Annotated in this window: 16 protein-coding genes; 3 read left to right on the forward strand and 13 right to left on the reverse strand. The window is 54.8% G+C overall.

The genetic code is table 11. The annotated features are described in order from the left end of the window. From R3F50_18200 to rpoE, 6 genes are all read right to left on the reverse strand, one after another. Nucleotides 1-387: a DUF4845 domain-containing protein gene (locus tag R3F50_18200; protein MEZ5492219.1), complete on the reverse strand. Its 387-nt coding sequence runs from the start codon at nucleotides 385-387 to the stop codon at nucleotides 1-3. Between the two features lie 140 nt (nucleotides 388-527). Then, on the reverse strand, nucleotides 528-1,367 hold the full coding sequence (gene lepB / locus R3F50_18205; protein ID MEZ5492220.1) for a signal peptidase I: 840 nt from the start codon (nucleotides 1,365-1,367) through the stop codon (nucleotides 528-530). Further along, nucleotides 1,367-3,166, reverse strand: coding sequence for a translation elongation factor 4 (lepA, locus tag R3F50_18210; protein MEZ5492221.1), 1,800 nt, complete (start codon nucleotides 3,164-3,166; stop codon nucleotides 1,367-1,369). Before lepA ends, lepB begins: the two co-directional genes overlap by 1 nt. Before the next feature lie 147 nt (nucleotides 3,167-3,313). Beyond that, a complete protein-coding gene (locus R3F50_18215; GenBank protein ID MEZ5492222.1) occupies nucleotides 3,314-4,762 on the reverse strand; it encodes a Do family serine endopeptidase in 1,449 nt (482 codons plus the stop codon). 193 nt (nucleotides 4,763-4,955) lie between these two features. After that, entirely contained in the window at nucleotides 4,956-5,567 is a 612-nt protein-coding gene (locus R3F50_18220; protein MEZ5492223.1) for a sigma-E factor negative regulatory protein, read from the reverse strand. An 80-nt stretch (nucleotides 5,568-5,647) separates the two neighbouring features. After that, complete coding sequence (rpoE, locus tag R3F50_18225) at nucleotides 5,648-6,217, reverse strand: RNA polymerase sigma factor RpoE (GenBank protein ID MEZ5492224.1); 570 nt, start codon at nucleotides 6,215-6,217, stop codon at nucleotides 5,648-5,650. A gap of 265 nt (nucleotides 6,218-6,482) precedes the next feature. On the opposite strand from rpoE, the gene nadB reads away from it, so the two are divergent. Next, nucleotides 6,483-8,192, forward strand: a complete 1,710-nt coding sequence (gene nadB, locus R3F50_18230; protein ID MEZ5492225.1) for an L-aspartate oxidase — start codon at nucleotides 6,483-6,485, stop codon at nucleotides 8,190-8,192. A 45-nt stretch (nucleotides 8,193-8,237) separates the two neighbouring features. Here nadB and R3F50_18235 read toward each other — a convergent pair whose 3' ends face one another. Both R3F50_18235 and R3F50_18240 read right to left on the reverse strand, forming a co-directional pair. Then, nucleotides 8,238-8,711 carry a hypothetical protein gene (locus R3F50_18235; GenBank protein MEZ5492226.1) on the reverse strand — a complete coding sequence of 158 codons (474 nt, stop codon included), beginning with the start codon at nucleotides 8,709-8,711 and terminating at the stop codon, nucleotides 8,238-8,240. A 91-nt stretch (nucleotides 8,712-8,802) separates the two neighbouring features. Then, nucleotides 8,803-9,057, reverse strand: a complete 255-nt coding sequence (locus tag R3F50_18240) for a succinate dehydrogenase assembly factor 2 (GenBank protein MEZ5492227.1) — start codon at nucleotides 9,055-9,057, stop codon at nucleotides 8,803-8,805. A gap of 155 nt (nucleotides 9,058-9,212) precedes the next feature. Between R3F50_18240 and R3F50_18245 the strand changes: the two genes are divergently transcribed. Continuing rightward, nucleotides 9,213-10,148, forward strand: a complete 936-nt coding sequence (locus R3F50_18245) for a hypothetical protein (GenBank protein MEZ5492228.1) — start codon at nucleotides 9,213-9,215, stop codon at nucleotides 10,146-10,148. On the opposite strand, the gene R3F50_18250 is transcribed toward R3F50_18245, so the two are convergent. The 3 genes from R3F50_18250 to R3F50_18260 all read right to left on the reverse strand — a co-directional run bounded on the left by R3F50_18250 (nucleotide 10,119) and on the right by R3F50_18260 (nucleotide 15,817). Then, nucleotides 10,119-10,538 (reverse strand): hypothetical protein, encoded by a 420-nt coding sequence (locus tag R3F50_18250; protein ID MEZ5492229.1) that lies wholly within the window; start codon nucleotides 10,536-10,538, stop codon nucleotides 10,119-10,121. The genes R3F50_18245 and R3F50_18250 overlap by 30 nt on opposite strands. 684 nt (nucleotides 10,539-11,222) lie before the next feature. Next, nucleotides 11,223-13,736 (reverse strand): TonB-dependent receptor, encoded by a 2,514-nt coding sequence (locus R3F50_18255; protein ID MEZ5492230.1) that lies wholly within the window; start codon nucleotides 13,734-13,736, stop codon nucleotides 11,223-11,225. Between the two features lie 221 nt (nucleotides 13,737-13,957). Next, on the reverse strand, nucleotides 13,958-15,817 hold the full coding sequence (locus tag R3F50_18260; protein MEZ5492231.1) for a hypothetical protein: 1,860 nt from the start codon (nucleotides 15,815-15,817) through the stop codon (nucleotides 13,958-13,960). Between the two features lie 258 nt (nucleotides 15,818-16,075). On the opposite strand from R3F50_18260, the gene R3F50_18265 reads away from it, so the two are divergent. After that, nucleotides 16,076-16,753 carry a TIGR02466 family protein gene (locus tag R3F50_18265; protein MEZ5492232.1) on the forward strand — a complete coding sequence of 226 codons (678 nt, stop codon included), beginning with the start codon at nucleotides 16,076-16,078 and terminating at the stop codon, nucleotides 16,751-16,753. Between the two features lie 15 nt (nucleotides 16,754-16,768). On the opposite strand, the gene R3F50_18270 is transcribed toward R3F50_18265, so the two are convergent. Together R3F50_18270 and R3F50_18275 are read right to left on the reverse strand one after the other, a co-directional pair. Then, on the reverse strand, nucleotides 16,769-17,290 hold the full coding sequence (locus tag R3F50_18270) for a limonene-1,2-epoxide hydrolase family protein (GenBank protein ID MEZ5492233.1): 522 nt from the start codon (nucleotides 17,288-17,290) through the stop codon (nucleotides 16,769-16,771). Nucleotides 17,291-17,322: 32 nt separating this feature from the next. After that, a complete protein-coding gene (locus tag R3F50_18275) occupies nucleotides 17,323-19,251 on the reverse strand; it encodes an FAD/NAD(P)-binding protein (GenBank protein ID MEZ5492234.1) in 1,929 nt (642 codons plus the stop codon). Between the last annotated feature and the right edge of the window lie 143 nt (nucleotides 19,252-19,394).

Genomic DNA, 19,394 nt, shown 5'->3' on the forward strand with positions numbered 1-19,394 from the left:
TTATTGAGCTGTGTGATCAAATACGGCGACGATATCCAGGTTGGCGAGCAGCGGTATCCGACGTTCATAGGCTATCCTGATAGCGGTTCGACCGCCTGCTCGGGCCACTTCGATATCTGAAAGCTGGAAGTCGTAAATTGAATTAAGCCGCAGTGCATCCGCAAAGCGCTGCTTGATTTCGTCTACCCGCAATCGGTCTGCGGTGCCGTCTGCAACCAGCTCGTCCGCCAGCGAGTTTACCACGCTGTTATCCATGTACAGGGGACCTACCTTGAGGCCGACCGTAAGAAACAGCGCTACAAACAAGCCCATGATAAGCAAACCGAACTTGGAAACCCCCCGCTGGTAGCCGGGGCCCTTGAAGCTTTTTCCCATAATGTCCACCATTAACCACGCATTCCACAAGACTGCCAGCACTACCTTACGACCTTTGGTGCCTGAAAACCGCCAATAAAATCACAAATTTCAACTGCATGCGATTAATTTTGCGAGGGTTTTCCAGGTCAACAGGCATGGAAGCCCGGCAACTACCGTATCTGCTGATTACGGGAAAAGTTGGGCAAATGCAGCCCCGGATCCTTATGCATCCAGATTGCTACCGCCTTACCAATTATCTTGGTCTCGGAAACAGGCCCCCAAACACGGCTGTCTGCACTGTTATCCCGGTTGTCACCCATCATGAAATAGTGCCCTTCCGGAACAATCCAGCTGGTCCTGCCCTGGCGCCCAAGTTGCAGGTCCGAGAGCTGGATAGGATGTACAACGCCGCCAAGCTCCTCCTGATAGGAGGAACCGGGGATTCTTTCGGGCCCGAACTCGATCTCAGTCTCGCCGATATATTCACGGGGCAGTTGTTCACCGTTGATATAAAGCAGATTGTCTTCGTAGCGAATTCTGTCCCCGGGGAGCCCGATAACACGCTTGATATAGTATTTATTTTCATGGGGCGGTATAAAGACCATCACCTCGCCGCGCTGTGGCTCACCAATCTCGACCAGTTTTGTGCCAATAACCGGAAGGCGCAAACCATAGGCGTATTTATTCACCAGAATAAAATCACCAACCTCCAGCGTAGGTATCATCGAACCAGTCGGAATCTGATAAGGCTCGATCACGAAAGAGCGCAATACCAGAACGATCAGCAACACCGGGAAAAACGATTTCGCGTATTCAACCACCACGGGTTCCCGGGCCAGGTCATCCAGCTCCTGCTCAGCCACTTTCTCTGGCTTCGAGGCCGCCTGGTTCTGCCGATAGGCGTCGATACTCCGCTCCCTGGCTTTTCTAAGCAACAGTGAATCAAGCAGCCAGATAGCCCCGCAAACGGCGACCAGTATTACCAGTACTAACGCAAAGTCTATATCCATCAGGAATCTATTTTCAGAACAGCAAGAAAAGCTTCCTGGGGAACTTCAACATTCCCCACTTTCTTCATTCGCTTTTTACCTGCTTTCTGTTTCTCCAGAAGTTTTTTCTTTCGGGTTATATCCCCACCGTAACATTTGGCAGTGACGTTCTTGCGCAGCGCCTTGACAGTCTGTCGTGAAATGATCTGACCACCGATCGCTGCCTGAATAGCTACATCATATAGCTGTCGAGGAATTAATTCCTTCATTTTTTCGGTGAGCAGCCTTCCCTTGGACTGTGCCTGGTCGCGGTGCACAATGATAGCCAGCGCATCCACTTTATCGCCATTTATGAGAACATCTAAACGCACCAGGTTCGATTTTTCAAATCTCAGGAAGTGATAGTCCAGCGATGCATAGCCCCTGCTGACGGACTTGAGCCGATCAAAAAAATCGAGCACCACCTCGTTCATCGGCAGTTCGTAATTGAGTGACACCTGCCTCCCGATAAACTGCATGTCTTTCTGCACCCCGCGCCTTTCGACACAAAGCGTGATCACATTGCCAAGGTATTCCTGTGGAACCAGGATGCTGGCAAGCACTATGGGCTCGCGCATCTCGGCAATACTGGCCACGGGGGGCAGCGCCGAAGGGCTGTCGACCTCGACCACATCGCCGTTGTTCATCAAAACCTGGTAGACCACCGTTGGCGCAGTGGTAATCAGCGACAGATCATACTCTCGCTCGAGGCGCTCCTGAATGATCTCCATGTGCAGCATGCCGAGAAACCCACAACGGAATCCGAACCCCAGCGCATCGGAGTTTTCCGGCTCGTAGTACAACGAGGCGTCGTTCAGGGTCAGCTTGGCAAGAGCATCGCGAAAGTTTTCGAAATCATCGGAAGATACGGGAAACAGGCCCGCGTAGACCTGGGGCTGCACTTTTCTGAAGCCGGGTAACGCCGGAACGTTGGGAGAACCCGCCCGGGTGATGGTGTCCCCTACCGGAGCGCCAAGAATCTCTTTGATACCGGCGATCACAAACCCCACCTCACCGGCTTCAAGCCGGCCGGTTTCCAGCCGCTTCGGGGTAAACATCCCGACGCTGTCTACCAGGTGGGCCTTACCGATGGACTTGGCCACGATCTTGTCGCCCTTCTTGATCACGCCCTGTTTCACACGCACCAGGGACACGATACCCAGGTAGTTATCGAACCAGGAATCGATGATAAGGGCCTGCAGATCCGCCTCGCGATCACCCGTCGGAGGAGGGACCTTGCTGACGATCTGTTCCAGTATGTCGTCGACACCCATTCCCGTCTTGGCGCTCGCGCAAACCGCCTCAACCGCGTCGATACCGATGATTTCTTCTATTTCCGTTCTGACACGATCCGGGTCGGCCTGCGGCAGATCCATCTTATTCAGAACCGGAATCACCTCCAGCCCTTGTTCAATGGCTGTATAGCAGGTCGCCACGGACTGGGCTTCCACGCCCTGCCCCGCATCAACCACCAAAAGAGCGCCTTCACAGGCCGCCAGGGAGCGGGATACTTCGTAGCTGAAATCCACATGCCCCGGGGTATCGATAAAATTCAACTGATAGCGCTTGCCGTCACGGGCCTGATGAAAAAGCGTAACGCTCTGCGCCTTGATGGTGATACCCCGCTCGCGCTCGATCTCCAGCGTATCCAGCATCTGCTCGGCGAGCTCCCGATCGGAAACTCCACCGCACATCTGGATGAAGCGATCAGCCAGCGTAGACTTACCATGGTCGATGTGGGCAATGATGGAAAAATTACGAATATTAGCTAGGTCAGTCACCAGATCTGGTTTCCCTGGGGGTCCTGCGGACGAAGGCCGCAATTCTAAAGTATCTACGGAATCCTGTCAGTGGCTTTATTGACGGGAAAACGATTTCGGTCCCACAAAAAAGGCAGCCACCGGCTGCCTTCTCAAGACCGGTTCCTGTCAGTTCATATCGAGCACCAGGGTGGTCCCGCTGCCCCCCCGGACAATGCGCACCGGCACAAACCCGTTCTCTGGCAGTTCCTGTGCCACCGCCGCGAATTGTTCGACGCTGCCGATATCCTGCTGATTAAGTGAAACGATGACATCGTTTTCAGCAATGTCAGCCTTTTTCGCGGGCCCCTCCATGACTTCAACAACCAGCACCCCGGACAGCCCGGCCACCTGCCTGATCTCGCGACTCAACTCCGCCACCCGCAGTCCCAGCGGATTAACACGGTCAGGTTCAGCCTGGACAATTTCCTCCTGCACCACGTTAAGCGGCGAACTTCCCAGGGTCACATTCAGCGTCAGACGGCTACCGTCTCGAAAAACCACCACCGGCGACGTTGTACCAGGCTTATTCTGACCCACGAAAAAGGGCAGATCGGCGGAGTTATCGATCTCCCGCCCGTCAAACTCTAGGATGATGTCCTCAATCTGAATACCCGCCTGCTCTGCCGGGCTGCCGGGTGAAACGACATCAACGAAGGCGCCATGGGGACGATCAAGGTTGAAAGCCTCGGCGAACGCATAGCTGACTTCCTTGATCTGCACACCCAGCAGACCACGCTGAACAGCACCGGATTCACGCAACTGATCGATAACATTAAGCGCTACGTTACTGGGGATAGAAAAAGAAATACCCGCCGAGGTGCCAGTGCTGCTGAGGATCTGGGAATTGATTCCGATCACCTCGCCATCCATGTTGAACAAGGGCCCACCGGAATTGCCCTGGTTGATCGCCACATCGCTCTGTATGAAGGACATGTAATTGTAGCGACTGTTACCAATGCGGTTGTCATTATCAATGGAGCGCCCCTTGGCACTGACTATTCCCGCCGCGGCTGAAAACTCCAGGCCAAAAGGCGAACCGATCGCAAGCACCCAGTCACCGACCCGCACCGCATCTGAATCACCCATCTTGACCGTGGGCAGGCCCCGGGCCTCAATTTTCAGCAACGCCAGGTCTGAGGGTTCGTCCAGGCCGACGATCGACGCATTGAATTCGCGACGGTCGGTAAGATGCACGGTGATCTCCGCCGCGCCGGCCACCACGTGATGGTTGGTTATAACAAAACCGTCCGCGCTTAAAATAAAGCCTGACCCCACTGCCCCACGGGGACTTAACTCGGGCTCCTCTGGCCCAAGATTCAGATCAGGAACGTCATCGGGATTAATACGCCGGCCCAGAAATTCCTCCAGTTCCTGCGGAGAAACAAAGCCGCGACTTTCAACCATACGAATTGTCGAGATTTCTACGATTGCTGCCGCGTTACTTTCCACCAGATCGGCAAAGTTGGGCAGCCCTGCCGCCGCTCTGCCCAGACCGGGTAGCACAAGGAGCAGAATCAACCCCGCACGGAAGCAGGCGGTGAGATGAGCGGGTTGCGGAAATCGGGCAATCATCATAGTCAACTATTCCGGAAAATTCAGAGGTGGGTGGGACACGGGCCACGTGCCCCGCGTCTGACCGCAGTCAGACCTGTGAGCAGGTTTTCTGGAGTGTACTTGAGCGGGAGGAGGACGTAAACCGGAGACTCCGCCAATCGGCGGAGCCTCCGGGGAAATTACTGTTGATTTATCAAAATGTTGAGAGGCAATCTCAATCCTGCCTCTCATTCACAAGGCGGTAGAGAGGGGAATCCTCCAACTGCTCCAGTTTCTGCGGCTCATCCCGGGTGATGGAGGCGCTTCGAATGTACTCCTCCAGGCGTAATCGGGCCTCAGGGTCAACCTGGGGGGCGCCGGCGGGGCGATTTTCAACCACAGCCAGTTCAGTCACCGGCAGCTCGGCAGCTTGACCGGCGTCACCAGCCTGCCCCTGCTGCGCTACTTCCGGCGTTCCTGGCAGACGGGAAGACTCATTGACACTGACCTGCATGCCCACGAAAAACGCCATCGCGACCGAGGCTGCGATGGCAACTTTGGCCAGTGGTTGCGCCCATCGATTGCCTGCGGCTGTTTCGGCCAGCTGTTCTGGTTCATGGGCTATCGCTGCGGCAACAGCATCGCTGAGGCGGTTACCCGTGAAATGGAGTTCCCCCGTGGATTTGAGATTGTCATCATGAATCAGCGCCTGAACCAGATTCAAACGTTCCCACTTCGATGCCAGGTCCGGATCGCCGGCCGTCGCTTTTACCAGGCGTCGGAGCTCAAGTTCATCAGCTTCGTTATCCAGCATGGCCGAGAGGGTTTCATGGTCCTGGCTGTTCATAATCTGCCCTTTGTTCACGTTACTAATACTCGCTTCCGGTACTCGCTTCTGGCGTTCCGCGTTTCTGTCCGCCCGATCGGTTAAATCAATTCACGAATTCTTTTGTCAATCGCCTCACGGGCCCGGAAGATTCGCGACCTCACCGTCCCCACCGGGCAACCCATTACCTCGGTGATATCCTCATAGCTCAACCCGGAGAACTCCCGCAGGGTGAAAGCTGTTTTTAATTCCTCCGGCAACTCTCCAATTGCCTCGTTAATCGCCTGGCGCAGCATTTCGGTAGCCAGGCTCGCTTCGGGAGACTCAATCTCCTGGAGTGGAAGCGCCAGATCCGAGTTTTCAGACTCATCCACGTCCACATCCACGGCTGGTGGCCGTCGATTTCTCGCCACCAGGTAGTTCTTGGCTGTATTGACAGCGATCCGATACAACCAGGTATAGAAAGCACTCTCGCCACGAAACAGCGCCAGCGCCCGGTATGCCTTGATAAACGCCTCCTGGCTGACGTCTTCCACCTCCTGTGGATCCTTCACAAACCTCGCAATCAATGCAGCTACCCGGTGCTGATACCGCAAAACCAGCAGATTAAACGCCTGCTTGTCTCCAGCCAATACCCGGTCCACCAACTGTTGGTCGGTATCCTTGCTCACAGTGTTCCAACTCCATTTTCAGACCGGGGACCATTCTTGTTGGAACTTTCCGACTCGTTCAAACACATAGACCGCGGGGATGTTCAAAAGTTCTGCAAAACTATAAAATTGCTGCAATTTCATTACAACACAGGCACCATCCGGTTACCTCTGCTGACATCCAACGGCTATCCAACCCCCATGCCGGATCTGCAATGGCGCCAATCTCTTTTTAAAACAATAACGTAAACCCTCTCTGGTCCACCACTGGCAGAACCCCCAAACCATGATCAGCGCTACCGAAAGCCCCACTCCTGGACTCCTTGAGACTGACATACTTATCATCGGCAGCGGTGCGGCAGGGCTTACCCTGGCGTTGCGCTGCGCTGAATTCGCCCGGGTCCGGGTGATCAGCAAGGGGAGCTTACGCGAGGGCGCCACTTTTTATGCCCAGGGCGGAATCGCGGCAGTACTCGACAATCAGGACAGTACCGACGCCCATGTGGCGGACACTCTCATTGCCGGTGTGGGTCTATGTCACGAAGACATGGTGCGATTTATCGTTTCTCACAGCACCGAATGCGTTCGCTGGCTGGTGGATCAGGGCGTGCCCTTTACCACCAAGACAGGAGAAAAAACGCTACAGGCAGTTGCCGCTAAGTCCGCGTCCGCAGCAAAACCACTGGTCGCCGATGACCTGACTTCGTTGCACCTGACCAAGGAGGGAGGCCACAGCCATCGGCGCATTATCCACGCTACCGATGCGACCGGTAAAGCGGTGTTCAAGACCCTGAAAAATAAAGCACTCGAGCATCCCAACGTCGAGCTGATTGAAAATCATATCGCCGTCGACCTGTTAACCAGGGAAAAACTAGGCCTGCCAGGACAGGCCTGCATTGGCGCCTACATCATGGATTCCACCAGCAACCGGGTTCAACTGGTCAGATCCCGTTTCGTTGTGCTGGCTACCGGCGGGGCCAGTAAGGCCTATCTGTACACAACCAATCCGGACGGCGCCAGCGGTGACGGAATCGCGATGGCCTGGCGTGCCGGCTGCCGGGTTGCAAACATGGAATTTAATCAGTTTCACCCGACCTGTCTGTATCACCCCCACGCCAAATCTTTTCTGATTACCGAAGCCTTGCGCGGTGAAGGCGCCTACCTGGAATTACCGGATGGCACCCGTTTCATGGAAAAATTTGACGAACGCCTGGAACTGGCACCGAGAGACATCGTGGCCCGGGCTATCGATCACGAAATGAAAAGACTGGGCTGTGACTGTGTCTACCTCAATATCACCCATAAGCCGCGGGACTTTATCCTCAACCACTTCCCCACCATTCACAAACGCTGCCTGAAGTTCGGCATCGACATCTGCACCCAACGGATCCCGGTGGTGCCGGCAGCACACTATACCTGTGGCGGCGTGATGGTTAATGAATTTGGCGAAACAGATATTCCTAATCTGTATGCGATCGGCGAAACCAGCTTCACGGGTCTGCATGGTGCAAACCGGATGGCAAGCAATTCGCTACTGGAATGCTTTGTGCTCGCATTTTCAGCATCCCGCCAGATACAAGCGAAGATCGAGCAGACAGAACTCAGTCAGGAGGGCACACCCTGGGATGAAAGCCGGGTGTACCAGTCCGAGGACGACATCCTGATCTCCCATGACTGGCACGAACTGCGGCGCTTTATGTGGGATTTCGTCGGCATCGTCAGAACTGACCGCCGCCTTCAGAGAGCATTGAAACGGGTCGAGGTTCTGGAACAGGAAGTACAGGATTATTATCGCCACTACAAGATTAATTCGGACCTGCTGGAACTGAGAAACCTGGTACTGGTCGCCCGGCTGATTATCGACAGTGCACTGCAACGCAAGGAAAGTCGAGGACTCCACTACACACTGGACTATCCTGCCACTGCAGACCAGGCCGTGGACACGATTCTGGTGCCGGAAAACTACCAGCCCCGAAACAATCAGCACGAGGCATAGTCGACACCCTGACCCTGGCGGCCAATGTCAAACCTGCGGGCAGACTCAGCCCTGCAGGCAGACAAAGCAGCGAAGAAAAACCACCAGCTCCTTGCGCGCTTGCCTGCTGACACTGTCCGGCGCGATACAGAGGCGCAACCTGAGTGCAGGCGTTTTTATCGCTGTTGCTGTGGGCCAACGCCCCTGCCCTGGGGGCAACGACGTCACCCTGAAGTCCAGTACTGTCAGCCAGTAGTTCGAATAGACTATGCGACTTAGCCGGGCGTTTACTCCTCCCGCGTCCGTATACAGAATTGCCCGCCCCTGCTCCGTTAAATCAACCCCGGTCACTGCGTTTTCAGGCAGCCGGAGTGCCTGACTGGCCAGGTATAACGTGAACACCACCAGTATGCCGGAACTTAGCAGTATAAAAGGCAGTGAGAGCCCGCTTCGCACCATACCCTGCTGGGCCAGCCCGTAGCAAACCAGGAGTATTGCCAGTTCCAGCCTGGAACCGTTCAGTCGGAGGCGCAGCAACATTGCCCTGATTGACTCTGGAGAAAACTGTCTGGGGAAACACGGATCAATTACCGCAGAGCGCGGTGGTAATTAATCCGAGGTTACCTGAAGCTTAGTTGCCCGCTCTGGCCCGGTCCAGTATCAGGCCGATAATGGCATTCAGAGACGGGTCGTCGGGCTCCTGTCGCTGCAGCAGCCAGGCATAGAGATCCTGATCTTCATTGCTGAGAAGTTGCTGGAAAAGCAACTGCTGAGCGGGTGAAAGTCTGTCGAAGCATTCACGGGCAAACGGTTCCAGCAATAGATCCAGTTCCAGCATGCCACGCCGGCTGTGCCAGACGATACGGTTCTTGTCGATCTGTGACATGGAATTGCGTCCTTCCACTGAAGTTGAGGCCGGGTTTGTACGTTGCTTATTGTCAGCAAGAAAGTATCATGTTGTGGGCCACAAGGCACTGAGAAGCAGCAGTGGCAAGAGCAATTGTTTTTCAACAGCAGGCTAAGCGAAAAGAGTAGTGAATCATGCAGGTAATCGACCTGAACAATTTTGATCTGATCGTAGTATCCGGCCCGGATGCCAGGAAATTCCTTCAGGGTCAGGTCACCTGTGACCTGGAACAGCTGTCATCCGAACACAGTCTGACGGGCAGCATTTGCAATCTTAAAGGCCGGGTGATCAGCGATTTCAGGCTCGTCGAACACAACGGCGAATGCTACCTGTTGATGGCCGCAGGCATGGCCGCTATCGTACTGCCGGTGTTGAGCAAGTACATCGTTTTCTCAAAAGCCGAATGCCGATTGGCTACTGAAACGCTCCAGCGCACTGGATTCATCGGCGGGGAAGCCGAAGCGGATCTTTCGCAGCGGTTCAGCGGGATTCCCCCTGCTGCTGGCGATGTCATCGCAACCGACTGCGAATTGCTGCTGCGAATACCGGGCAGTACCCCCCGTTTTGAACACTGGCAGTTCAATGCAGCGGGTGAACCACCCGCTTCAAGGCTGGCAGGCCTGTCGACAGACACTTCCAGCAACAGTTGGGAGCTGGAAGATATAAAGGCCGGCATTGTGCACATCACCCCCGACCTGTCTGAACAACAATTGCCCGAAGCGCTGAATTACGACCTGTCGGGAATAATTAATTTCAGGAAAGGCTGCTACACGGGGCAGGAAATTATTGCCCGCATGTATTACCGGGGCACCGCCAAGAAGCGGCTGTATCATGGCGTGGCCGCCAAGCAGAATGCAAAGCCCGGGTCCATCGAGTGTGAAATCGATGCCGGACAGGAAGCGCTCAGTGGAGAAATTTTACGCTGCGCCCAGGACAGCCAGAGGGATTGGCATGTACTGGCGATTCTGCCGGTAGCGGTAGAGGAAGAAACCAGCCGGGTCTACCTTGACCGGGACCCGCAGGCCCTGGTCACTCTGCAGTCACTGCCTTACCGGGCGGGCCGAGACTGATCCTGACGTAAAGCGGACCGATGTCTCAAGTCCAATCCGGTCCCACGCTTTGGAGAGCAGGCTTTCCTCGCAATTCTCCAGCATCTGAATGTGATCGATGCGGTCGGCAGCGGCCTGGGAATCATCACCCTCTTCCTCCAGAAGGTGCCTGTTAAGGTCGATGGCATCGCGAATCCGGACCAGGAAGAGGATTTTCCCGGCATCCGATGGATTGGCACGGGGGAATACAGAACAGCGGCCAAAGCCGGCAAGCTGGGCGAAGCATTTTTCGATATCGTATTCATCCAGGGCCAGTTGCAGGGGAATCAGGCTCTCGCCCTGCAGACGCCTGACAGGCCCCCCTCTTTCGAAACCGGGGTGGTGGTCTTCAAAGTAGATCAGGCGTCCCATGGAGCAATTTCCTCACTGAGCCGGGGTGAAAAACGTTCCGCATTTACCAGCCCGGGACTCTGACTCGACCTCGGCCGGCAGCCACAACCCGGAAAACTTTTCAAAGCAGTGTGCGATGCCCTCATGACCACGTCAACAACTTGAATTAATTGATTTTTTTAAACCCCGGCCTGTAGTCAACTTGCAGTCATCAATTACTGAAAAGTGCAAAATAGGCCTGGATTTCACTCTGGAAATGACTGAGCTGCGGCCTGCAGGCTGAATTTCAGGTGCTCAGTTCACTGCCTGAGACTGGATTTCCAAACTGAAATTGCTTTCAACCGACTCAGAAAGCCAGATCACGGCTCCAGGGAAATTTGACATGGGACTGATGCAGACAAAAACTCTCCACCTGGTTGCAGGTTGGTTGCCAGCAGTCAGAGCAATAAGGGACGCATGCACGAAGAACTGCAAGCGGGGCCTGAGCGACATGGCCGATTGGAAAAGCAGATCAGGAAATAGGCTGGACAGAACCTGGTGCCAGGTCTGACAGCGACATCTGGCTGGCAGGTTATGCACAACTGTCTGGGAGCCCCAGCGCCCCGAAAGGGTGACATTTCGTCTTCACGCCGACGAGCGATTCGTCAGCCTCAGCCCCGCCTGCAGGGCTGAGGCTGACAACTGGCAACCTTTCCTTGATCCCGGCTAGAACCTGTAATCAACCTGGAAGCTGAATTCACGGCCCTTGTTGTAGGCAGTCGATATCCGCCCACCCTGAGTAATCTCAAACCGTTCATCCAGGATATTCCTGGCTTTTGCGGTAACCCGCCAGTTGTCATTCAACTCACGAATGAAGACAAGATTCAATTCACCGAAATCTTCTTCAATCAGGTCTGGAGCACCCTCGATACCCACCTCAGCGATACGGTCACCGTAGTAGTGGTACAGCAGTGTGGCGGTAGTGCCTGAGTACGGTTCATAACCCAGCTGAAAGTTGAACAGCAGGTCTGACTGGCCCTGCAAGGGCCTGTTGGTTGTCGTCAGCACGCCCTGGTCTTCCGGAGCGATGTTTACACTGGAATCAATATAGGCAACATTAGCCTGGACGTAGAAATCCGGGCCGATGCCACCGAGAAAGTCATTACCCAGAAAATCCAGGCGCTTGTAGATTTCATACTCGACCCCCTGGTTTTCGGCCGATGCCCCATTGATGTAGGTCGAGGCGCGGGTGGTCGGGCTGAGCACCGATGCTTCGATAGGGTTTATAAACTCCTTGTAGAACACCCCCAATGACATGTAATCAGAGAACGCAAAATACCATTCCCAGCGGAAGTCATAGTTCGTAATGGAGGTGATTTCCAGGTTGGGATTCCCGATGATGTCTTTACCGGTGATGGGATCGGTAAAGGCAGCGGTGGAAAGCTCCCTGAAATCCGGTCGCGAAACGGTCTCACTGTAGGCCAGCCGGAACTGATGATCATTTTGAATGTAGGTAGCACTGAAGGCCGGCAAAAATTTGGATTGCTCCTGCCTGGCCTCAACGGCAATGTCGGGCCGGAACAGATCGAAAGTGGTGGTATTCTGTTGAAAATCTTCCTGCCTGCCGCCGAGAGTGAAACGGAACCGATCGTCAAAATTGACTTCCACTTCGCCGTAAAACGCTTCGAGCTCGTTGGCGGCGGCGTAGTTATCTGTGGGCCTGGTCAATTCGATCAGCTCGAACCCATCGGGAGAGATATTCTCCAGGGTGAGAATCTCCTCCAGCGGCTTGCGCAGCAGTTCTCGATCGTTAGCGACCGAGCCCGAAGGATTGAAGCCATAGCGACGAATTTCCGATTCGCGGGTTTTCTCGGAATATACGTAACCACCCCGGGTTGTAATCGTGGCACTCAGGGGACCATAGAAAACCATGGACAGATCCAGCCCGAAATCATCGACCTTGTCATCCAGCACACTCCAGCGGCGCAGATTTCCATCGGCACGGGTCGACAGTTCCCCCAGGTCATAACGGTATTCCCGTTGATCCGGGCTGTCCCGCTCGGCTGAAATCTTACTGTAGCGCCACAGGATGCCCAGCTCATTGAAGTCAGGAAAATAGTGATCGCCCTGAAACTGATTGGAGAAAAGTTCTCTTTCCACCCATTCCAGTTCCGTGACATCCAGGTTCTGCTCGGCCTCGGTAAAGCCCTGGGACCTGAAAACCCGGTCATCTGTTTTACGTAACAAAACAGACGTGGCTCGAATATTGTGGTTGGCACTGATATCCAGGCCGGCCGTGAAGATCCCGCTTACATCGATGCTGTGTTCAGTACCGACAAAATCGATCCCTTCCTGTTGGAACAGACCACCGGTCGCGGGCACCCAGGTATTTCGCTCAATCCGATTGGTGTCCCAGCCGTTGGAGTAATCGACGGAAGCCAGGTAATTTACCTGCATGCCGGAATCGCCGATTTCGTGAAAGTTGCCCAATGAGGTTGTGAAGTCGATGTTCGGAGGCGCATCTTCAACCGTGGGTGCGTATTCATTGCGCAGAGAGCGGCCGAATGCCTGAATTTCTTCGTCGGTGAAACCCTGGCCGGTAAAGCGGCTGAACGGGGCAATTCTGGTGCCGTCGCCTACCGCTGCATTGATTACATCAGGCAGGGCGCGATGACCATCGTCGTACCCCAGCCAGTCACGACCGCCGCCACTCATGGTGTAGCTGTCTTTAAACGTGGCGTTGTCGACCATACCCAGGGAACTGGTCACGTTCCAGAAGAACTCGTCGGTAGACTTCTTGGTACGCATCTGCAGCACCCCGCCACCAAACTCACTGGGATATTGCGCGGAATAGGTCTTTTGCACCAGCACACTTTCAAGAATGGCGGTCGGGAACAGATCCATCGGTACGACCCGATTGATCGGTTCGGGACTCGGCAATATCGCACCGTTAAGCAGAGTCGTGGAATACCGCTCACCCAGTCCGCGCACATAGACAAACTTGCCGTCCACGGTGCTGAGCCCCGAAATACGCTTGAGTCCTTCGGCAATGTTCGCATCACCCGCCCGGGTAAACTGTTCTTCGCCTATCACGTTGGAAACCTGATCGGTGGATCGTTTCTCATCAGGAACGAACTGCCCGATAACAGAAATTTCCTGAATTTCAGGAGGTTGCTGTGCATTGGCCATCGTATTGACAGCAGAAGCGACGCATAGGGCGAGAATTTTTCTGCGGGTCATCAAAATAACTCCAAGGAAGTGGATGCGGTGATGGCGGGTATCTTAGTGAGTGAATATGACACTAATATGTCATGCCAGTAACATCACGGAAGATCAAAAAACTGCAGCAGGAAAAACGCGGATACAGCCCGCCGAGCGCTTCAGCGAAGCAGCAGAGTGAGCCACCAGAAAAAGAAAGGGTGCTTAAAGCACCCTTTCTTCCGGTTAGATTAAAACCTCTATCAGTTGCCTGCTTCAGCCTCGTAGTCGAAGGACCAGCCCTTCGCCCAGTCGGATGTATCGTCCTTGACGGCACCGATGTATTCAACCTCATCAAAAAAGGCCGGCAAACCGCCCTGCGGCTCAACAGAATTGATATTCCAGCCGTTGGCCCAGCCCCATGGTCCGCCCAGATCCGCGTTGCCAACGTTGGCACCGTTCTGAGCGTTGTACCAGTTGGTGGCAGTGAAATCACCACCGCCATTGCCTTGCAGGTCCGCAGCACAGGCGTTGCTAATCAGACTGGTTTCCATGGTCAGAGTACCGTTCAAACCAGAGATATTGCCATTGCTGGTAGACTGGGTAAAAGTTTCCTGACCGGCAATGCGGATACAGCCTTCGCCGCCCTGGGGGAAAGTGCCGCCGATTACGGAATTAAACATGTTCATACCTGTGCCCGCTTTCAGTTCGAACGCGTGACCACTGCTCTTCATGCCTTGTCCGTCACCGATACAGGTGAGGTTGGAAACAGTTGGAATGGAACGCGGCGTGGCAGTCGGGTTGGAACCCAGGTTGTCCGCCTCGATGCAGTTGTCTCCGCTGGTAGTCATCTTCACCAGCACATGCTGGAGATTACCACTCCAACCGGACGTCCAGTCGACGGCATCGTCGTCCATACCGGTCAGGACCAGGTGTTTGGCATTCACCGCACCGCCATAAAACTCCACACCGTCGTCAGCGCCATTATGAATATTGATAAAATCGATGATCGTTTCGGAACCGACACCTTGCAAAGCCAGGCTGTTCAGTTCGTCTTCCTCGGTAATAATCTGGCCGGCGTAACGAATCTGCACGTAGGTCAGCGCACCGCTGCTGTCGGTATTGACAGGATTATTACCACCACCGTATTCACCGGTACCGCCCTCACCCTGGTCGACGCCGCTCTGAGTATTCAGCCTGGCGCGACCATTGAGAATCAGGCCGCCCCACTTGCCACGATCGTTCAGGGGGTCGACGGTGCCGGATCCATCGTCTTCATCGTAGGTGAAGATAATGGGCTTCTCTGCCGAGCCGTTAGCCATCAGCTTGGCGCTGCGGTCGATCAGCAGGAAGCTTTGTGTGGCGCTGTTGGCGAACAGCGTGGTACCGGCATCGATCGTCATCGTAATCTTGTTCTCATTGGCGGTAGGTGTCTGTGAACCCACTCTTATGGTGCCATCAAGAAAGTAGACATTATTGGCCGTCAGGTGTGTATCCGAGGTGATAGCGGAGTCACCGGACAGCACACAGATCGGCTTGCCATCCACATTTCCCACGCCCGCTGTGGTATTGGCCGGACACCCGGCTGCCGGAGTGTCTGAAATTCTGAACTGTATCGGTGTTCCAGTGAAAGTCAGCGTGGCCAGATTATTGTCAGTGATATAAGCGGCGAAAGCCGAGAAGGTAATATCAGTCAGATTGGAATCTTCACCGACGAGCCCCTCAAGAATGGACACTGACTCTTCGGCCTCCAGCGTCTTGGTGGTATAGGGCAACAGCGTGCTTTCCAGATTATTCAGATCCAGAGGCAGCCAGACTCCACCGGACAGGCGGGTAAACAGGCCGATTCCTGGCACGTCAAGAATCAGGAACAGGCTGCCTTGCTTACCCACGTCGGAAGCATCAGGTTTAATCGTGGCAACCACATCAACTGCATCCGCTGCCGGAATCTCGGTAAGATAGCTTGCGCCACCGTTAATCGTGGCGCCGCCGGTGAACTGCGCCCCCGGTTTGAAGCCAACGGCCTGCAGGGTTGGCTGGTCGGCAGCCTGTGCAGCCATTGCCGAAACGCCCATCGCAACACCCAATGCGATCGCGTTGATTTTGTTAGATTGAAATTTCATTATTACTCCTTCAGCTTGAGGGTCGGTATCGGATACGGAACAGACCGGAATGGTAAGAAGGTGATATTGCAGTTCAGCGACATTTTCTTTACATTTTTATGACAACCGCTGCTCCTGCCTCTTTATTGTCCCTACAAGCTTTTTGATACGGACGAGCATCCAGTCAGGCACTGACGGAGTTGCTTCCATCGGGGACGGATAAGAGAATGGGGGGGCTGCCATAATCCGATCAACCTTGAAGTCCCAGGCAACAAGCCCATGAGTGATCCTAAAGATACCTACAATTTCCGCACCAGAGCCCAACCAATGGGCTTGTTCGAAACGCCGATCGCCTATTGCCAGTTGCAGGGGGGTGAAGAGTTTCTGCAGGACCTGGAAGCGATCGTGCGGCGGCGCCGCGACGAGGATCCCGGCCTGTCCCGTTCCAATATTGGTGGCTGGCATTCCGATACCAGGATGCTGGAATGGGGTGGCGAGCCAGCCAGAAAGCTGGGTGAGACGGTCATCAGCATCGCCAGGCGCATGACCCACTTCAAAGAAAGTTCTCCGGACGCGTTCGACTGGCCGTTACAGATGTGGGCCAATGTCACGCCGCAAGGCGGCATGAACGACATGCACGTTCACCCGGGAAATCTCTGGGCAGCGGTCCTTTACCTTGACCTGGGTAGAGAAGCCGATGCTCCACTGGACGTCGGCGGCAATTTCTTCGTGGAAGATCCGCGCTTTCCTATGACCGTCATGCGCAATACCGGCATGCGCCTGATCAGCGCGGACGGCAACCCTCAGGATATACAGACCGAGTTCAGACTGCAGCGCGGGGATATCGTGGTATTTCCTGCCTGGTTACGCCATGGTGTGCGGCCCTATAAAGGCAGCCGGGAACGGATTTCTATCGCCGTAAACATTGATGCCGTGCCCCGCCAACAGGGCAATTAGCCTGTCAAAAACCAGTCAATTGGTTGGATTATTACCAGCCTGGCCGAGCGCCTGGTTCAGCTGTTCCAGGTAGGTATTCAGATCGAAATAATCCCGCCACACCTTGATCTGGCCGTTCTCCATCTCGAAAACCCCGACACAGGGCAGATTGACCGGCTGGCTAGCCACTACCGTCTTATCCAGTCGCTCCACCATCACGCGATCACCGTCAGCAACCAGACTGATGATTTCCCATTCGGTTGACTGCCAGGGGCGAATAAAACCGGCGATCATCGCCTGCACGTTGTCCCGCCCGGTGACGGGACCCGAAGGAATATTATGGTAAGTGCCGTCTACGGCGAAATAAGTCGCCAGTTCTGCCGGATCCAGGTTGGACCAGGCAGCGATGAACTCGCGAACGATTCTTTCATTATCTGACATCCCACTCTCAGCCTCCGCGCTGACCACCGGTGACGGAGCCGCCCACGCCAGAACACACAGCGTAATGAGTATGAATAAACCACCCCGCTCCGGTGTTGCCGAAATTTTACCTGCCATGACTACTCTCCCCCTTTTGAAATCACGCTGCTTTAAGCCAACAACTCATTCACAGCTCTGTAGGCCTCGTTTATCGCACCGTCGGTATGGGGGCTGGCAGAAGCATCTGCATTGGCGATCGCAATGCGGCCAACCCGCTGCCTGCCTACCACGTTAGGCCGCTCCGGCGTGGTCGTATAAGCCCATTCGTAGGGATCCGAAAGTGGATTATAGGAATAGGAGTAGCCATGGGGCCATCGATTTACCGTTATGCCTAAAATGTCCCGCTCGTGTTCGAAACCTGACGTGCCCAGGATACGCGTCAATTGATCCCTGATGGACTGTTCGAAGGTATCAAACGAGGTGTTAAGGAGCCTGTTGCGACCGATCAGATGCTGTTCTCTGCGCGACAGATCGCTGTCTGGCACGTCGAAATAAGCGGACATTCTGACGACGATCGGTTCCGCAGGATCGCGGGAAGTCCGGTAATCACCCATGCTGACCGATGCCTGCAGGCCAATGCTGGAAAACAGGCTGGTCGGTGCCCTGGTGCTGGATATACCTCGATCAACAAACGCCTGCCAATTCGAAAGCAGCACTCCCGTATAGACCAGCGGCGACTTGATCCCGTAGGACAATGCCTCTTTCTGTGGCGCAGGGATTTCCGGACAGAGATAAGGAATCACCGTATTCCAACAGGCCAGCACCACGTTTTTACTTTTCACCGAATAGGCTTGATCGCCGGTTACAAAACTCGTCTGCACCTGCTGGTCGTTCAGATGCCGCACGTCGACAACCGAACTGTTCAGCCTGATGCGACAGCGATTGTCGGAACGATCCAGCTGCTGGTAGTCAACTCTGGCCGTAACGATATCTTCCATGTCTCCGGGCGGGATGGCATTCGGGATCAGGGCGCGCACCAGCAGCCGGGTGATGGTCGCGTTACCGTCAGGGAAATACATGTCGGGGTCGCCCCGGTTCGCCCGGCGCTGATTCTCCCTGCCGTGCTGACCGCCGGGTTCATTGACCAGCAGGTTTTCGGGCAGGTCTTCCAGGTTGAGACCGGCAAAACCGGGATAACCGGAATCGCGGAAATAAATTGCCGGAATGGCATCGGGGCCAACCACGAAGGAGCCATGGAAGCTGGACTGAAACAGTTTCACGACCTCGGGGCTGCAATTCACCACATTCACCAGGTAGTCCTTGTAGCTCATCTGACTGAGGTGGCGTCGCGTTTCTTCTGCACTCATTCCCTCGAAATAATTTTCACGGGTGCCGTAAAGCCGCACGACATCATCCTTTGCCTGCTGACTTAAGGGCGCCTGAGCCATGGCATCCTGAATCGGCAGGTTATTGTAGTCAACAATCAGCCGGTCCTCGCCAAAGGTTTCCCGGTCAAAAAACTGACTTCCCTTAAGACCAAGGTCTCGATAAAAAGAAAACATGTCGCGGTTCTGCTCGAAGTAGCGGGTTCGGTCTATACCCAACTCCCACAACAAACCCGCCGAAATCGTGCTGTACTGCGAGGGTGCTTCGACATTCAGCGTCCCGCCATTCACCAGAAACATGCGCCCCTCATGCCAGAATTCGTTGCGTTTTGCATGACCGCCAAAATCATCGTGGTTGTCCAGAATCAGAACCCGCGAATCGGGTCCGTTCTGCTTGATGAAAAAATACGCCGCCGACAGACCGCTGATGCCGCCACCCACAACCACCAGGTCATACTCGGCCTCACCGGAATCCACAGCCTGCCAGGCTGCACCATCACGCATACCATGCCCCACTTCGAAGGAGCCGTCGTGACTGCCCCGCATACCCTGCAACGTGGGTGGGTAATAGTCGGCCGGGAGTGCGGACGAATCCAGCATCCCCTGTGCAACAGCTTGCAACGGTGAAAAGGTCGTGCCGGCTGCAAGACTGATCGCACAGCCGTTCAGAAAATCACGCCGGGTAAGCTGGGGAGGTCTTGTTCTTCTCTTCATAGCGCATCCTCAAGGTATTGGAATGTAGGTGCTGACCCGAGCCGGAAACGGACAGCCAAGGAAAACAATACAATGGCTGGAAGCTGCGGCTGACAGCCCTTCGCAAAGCGTTCCGGCGATTGATCAGACATCCTTAAACTGAG

The organism is Gammaproteobacteria bacterium (assembly GCA_041395725.1).
Classification (GTDB): Bacteria; Pseudomonadota; Gammaproteobacteria; order Pseudomonadales; family Pseudohongiellaceae; genus NORP240.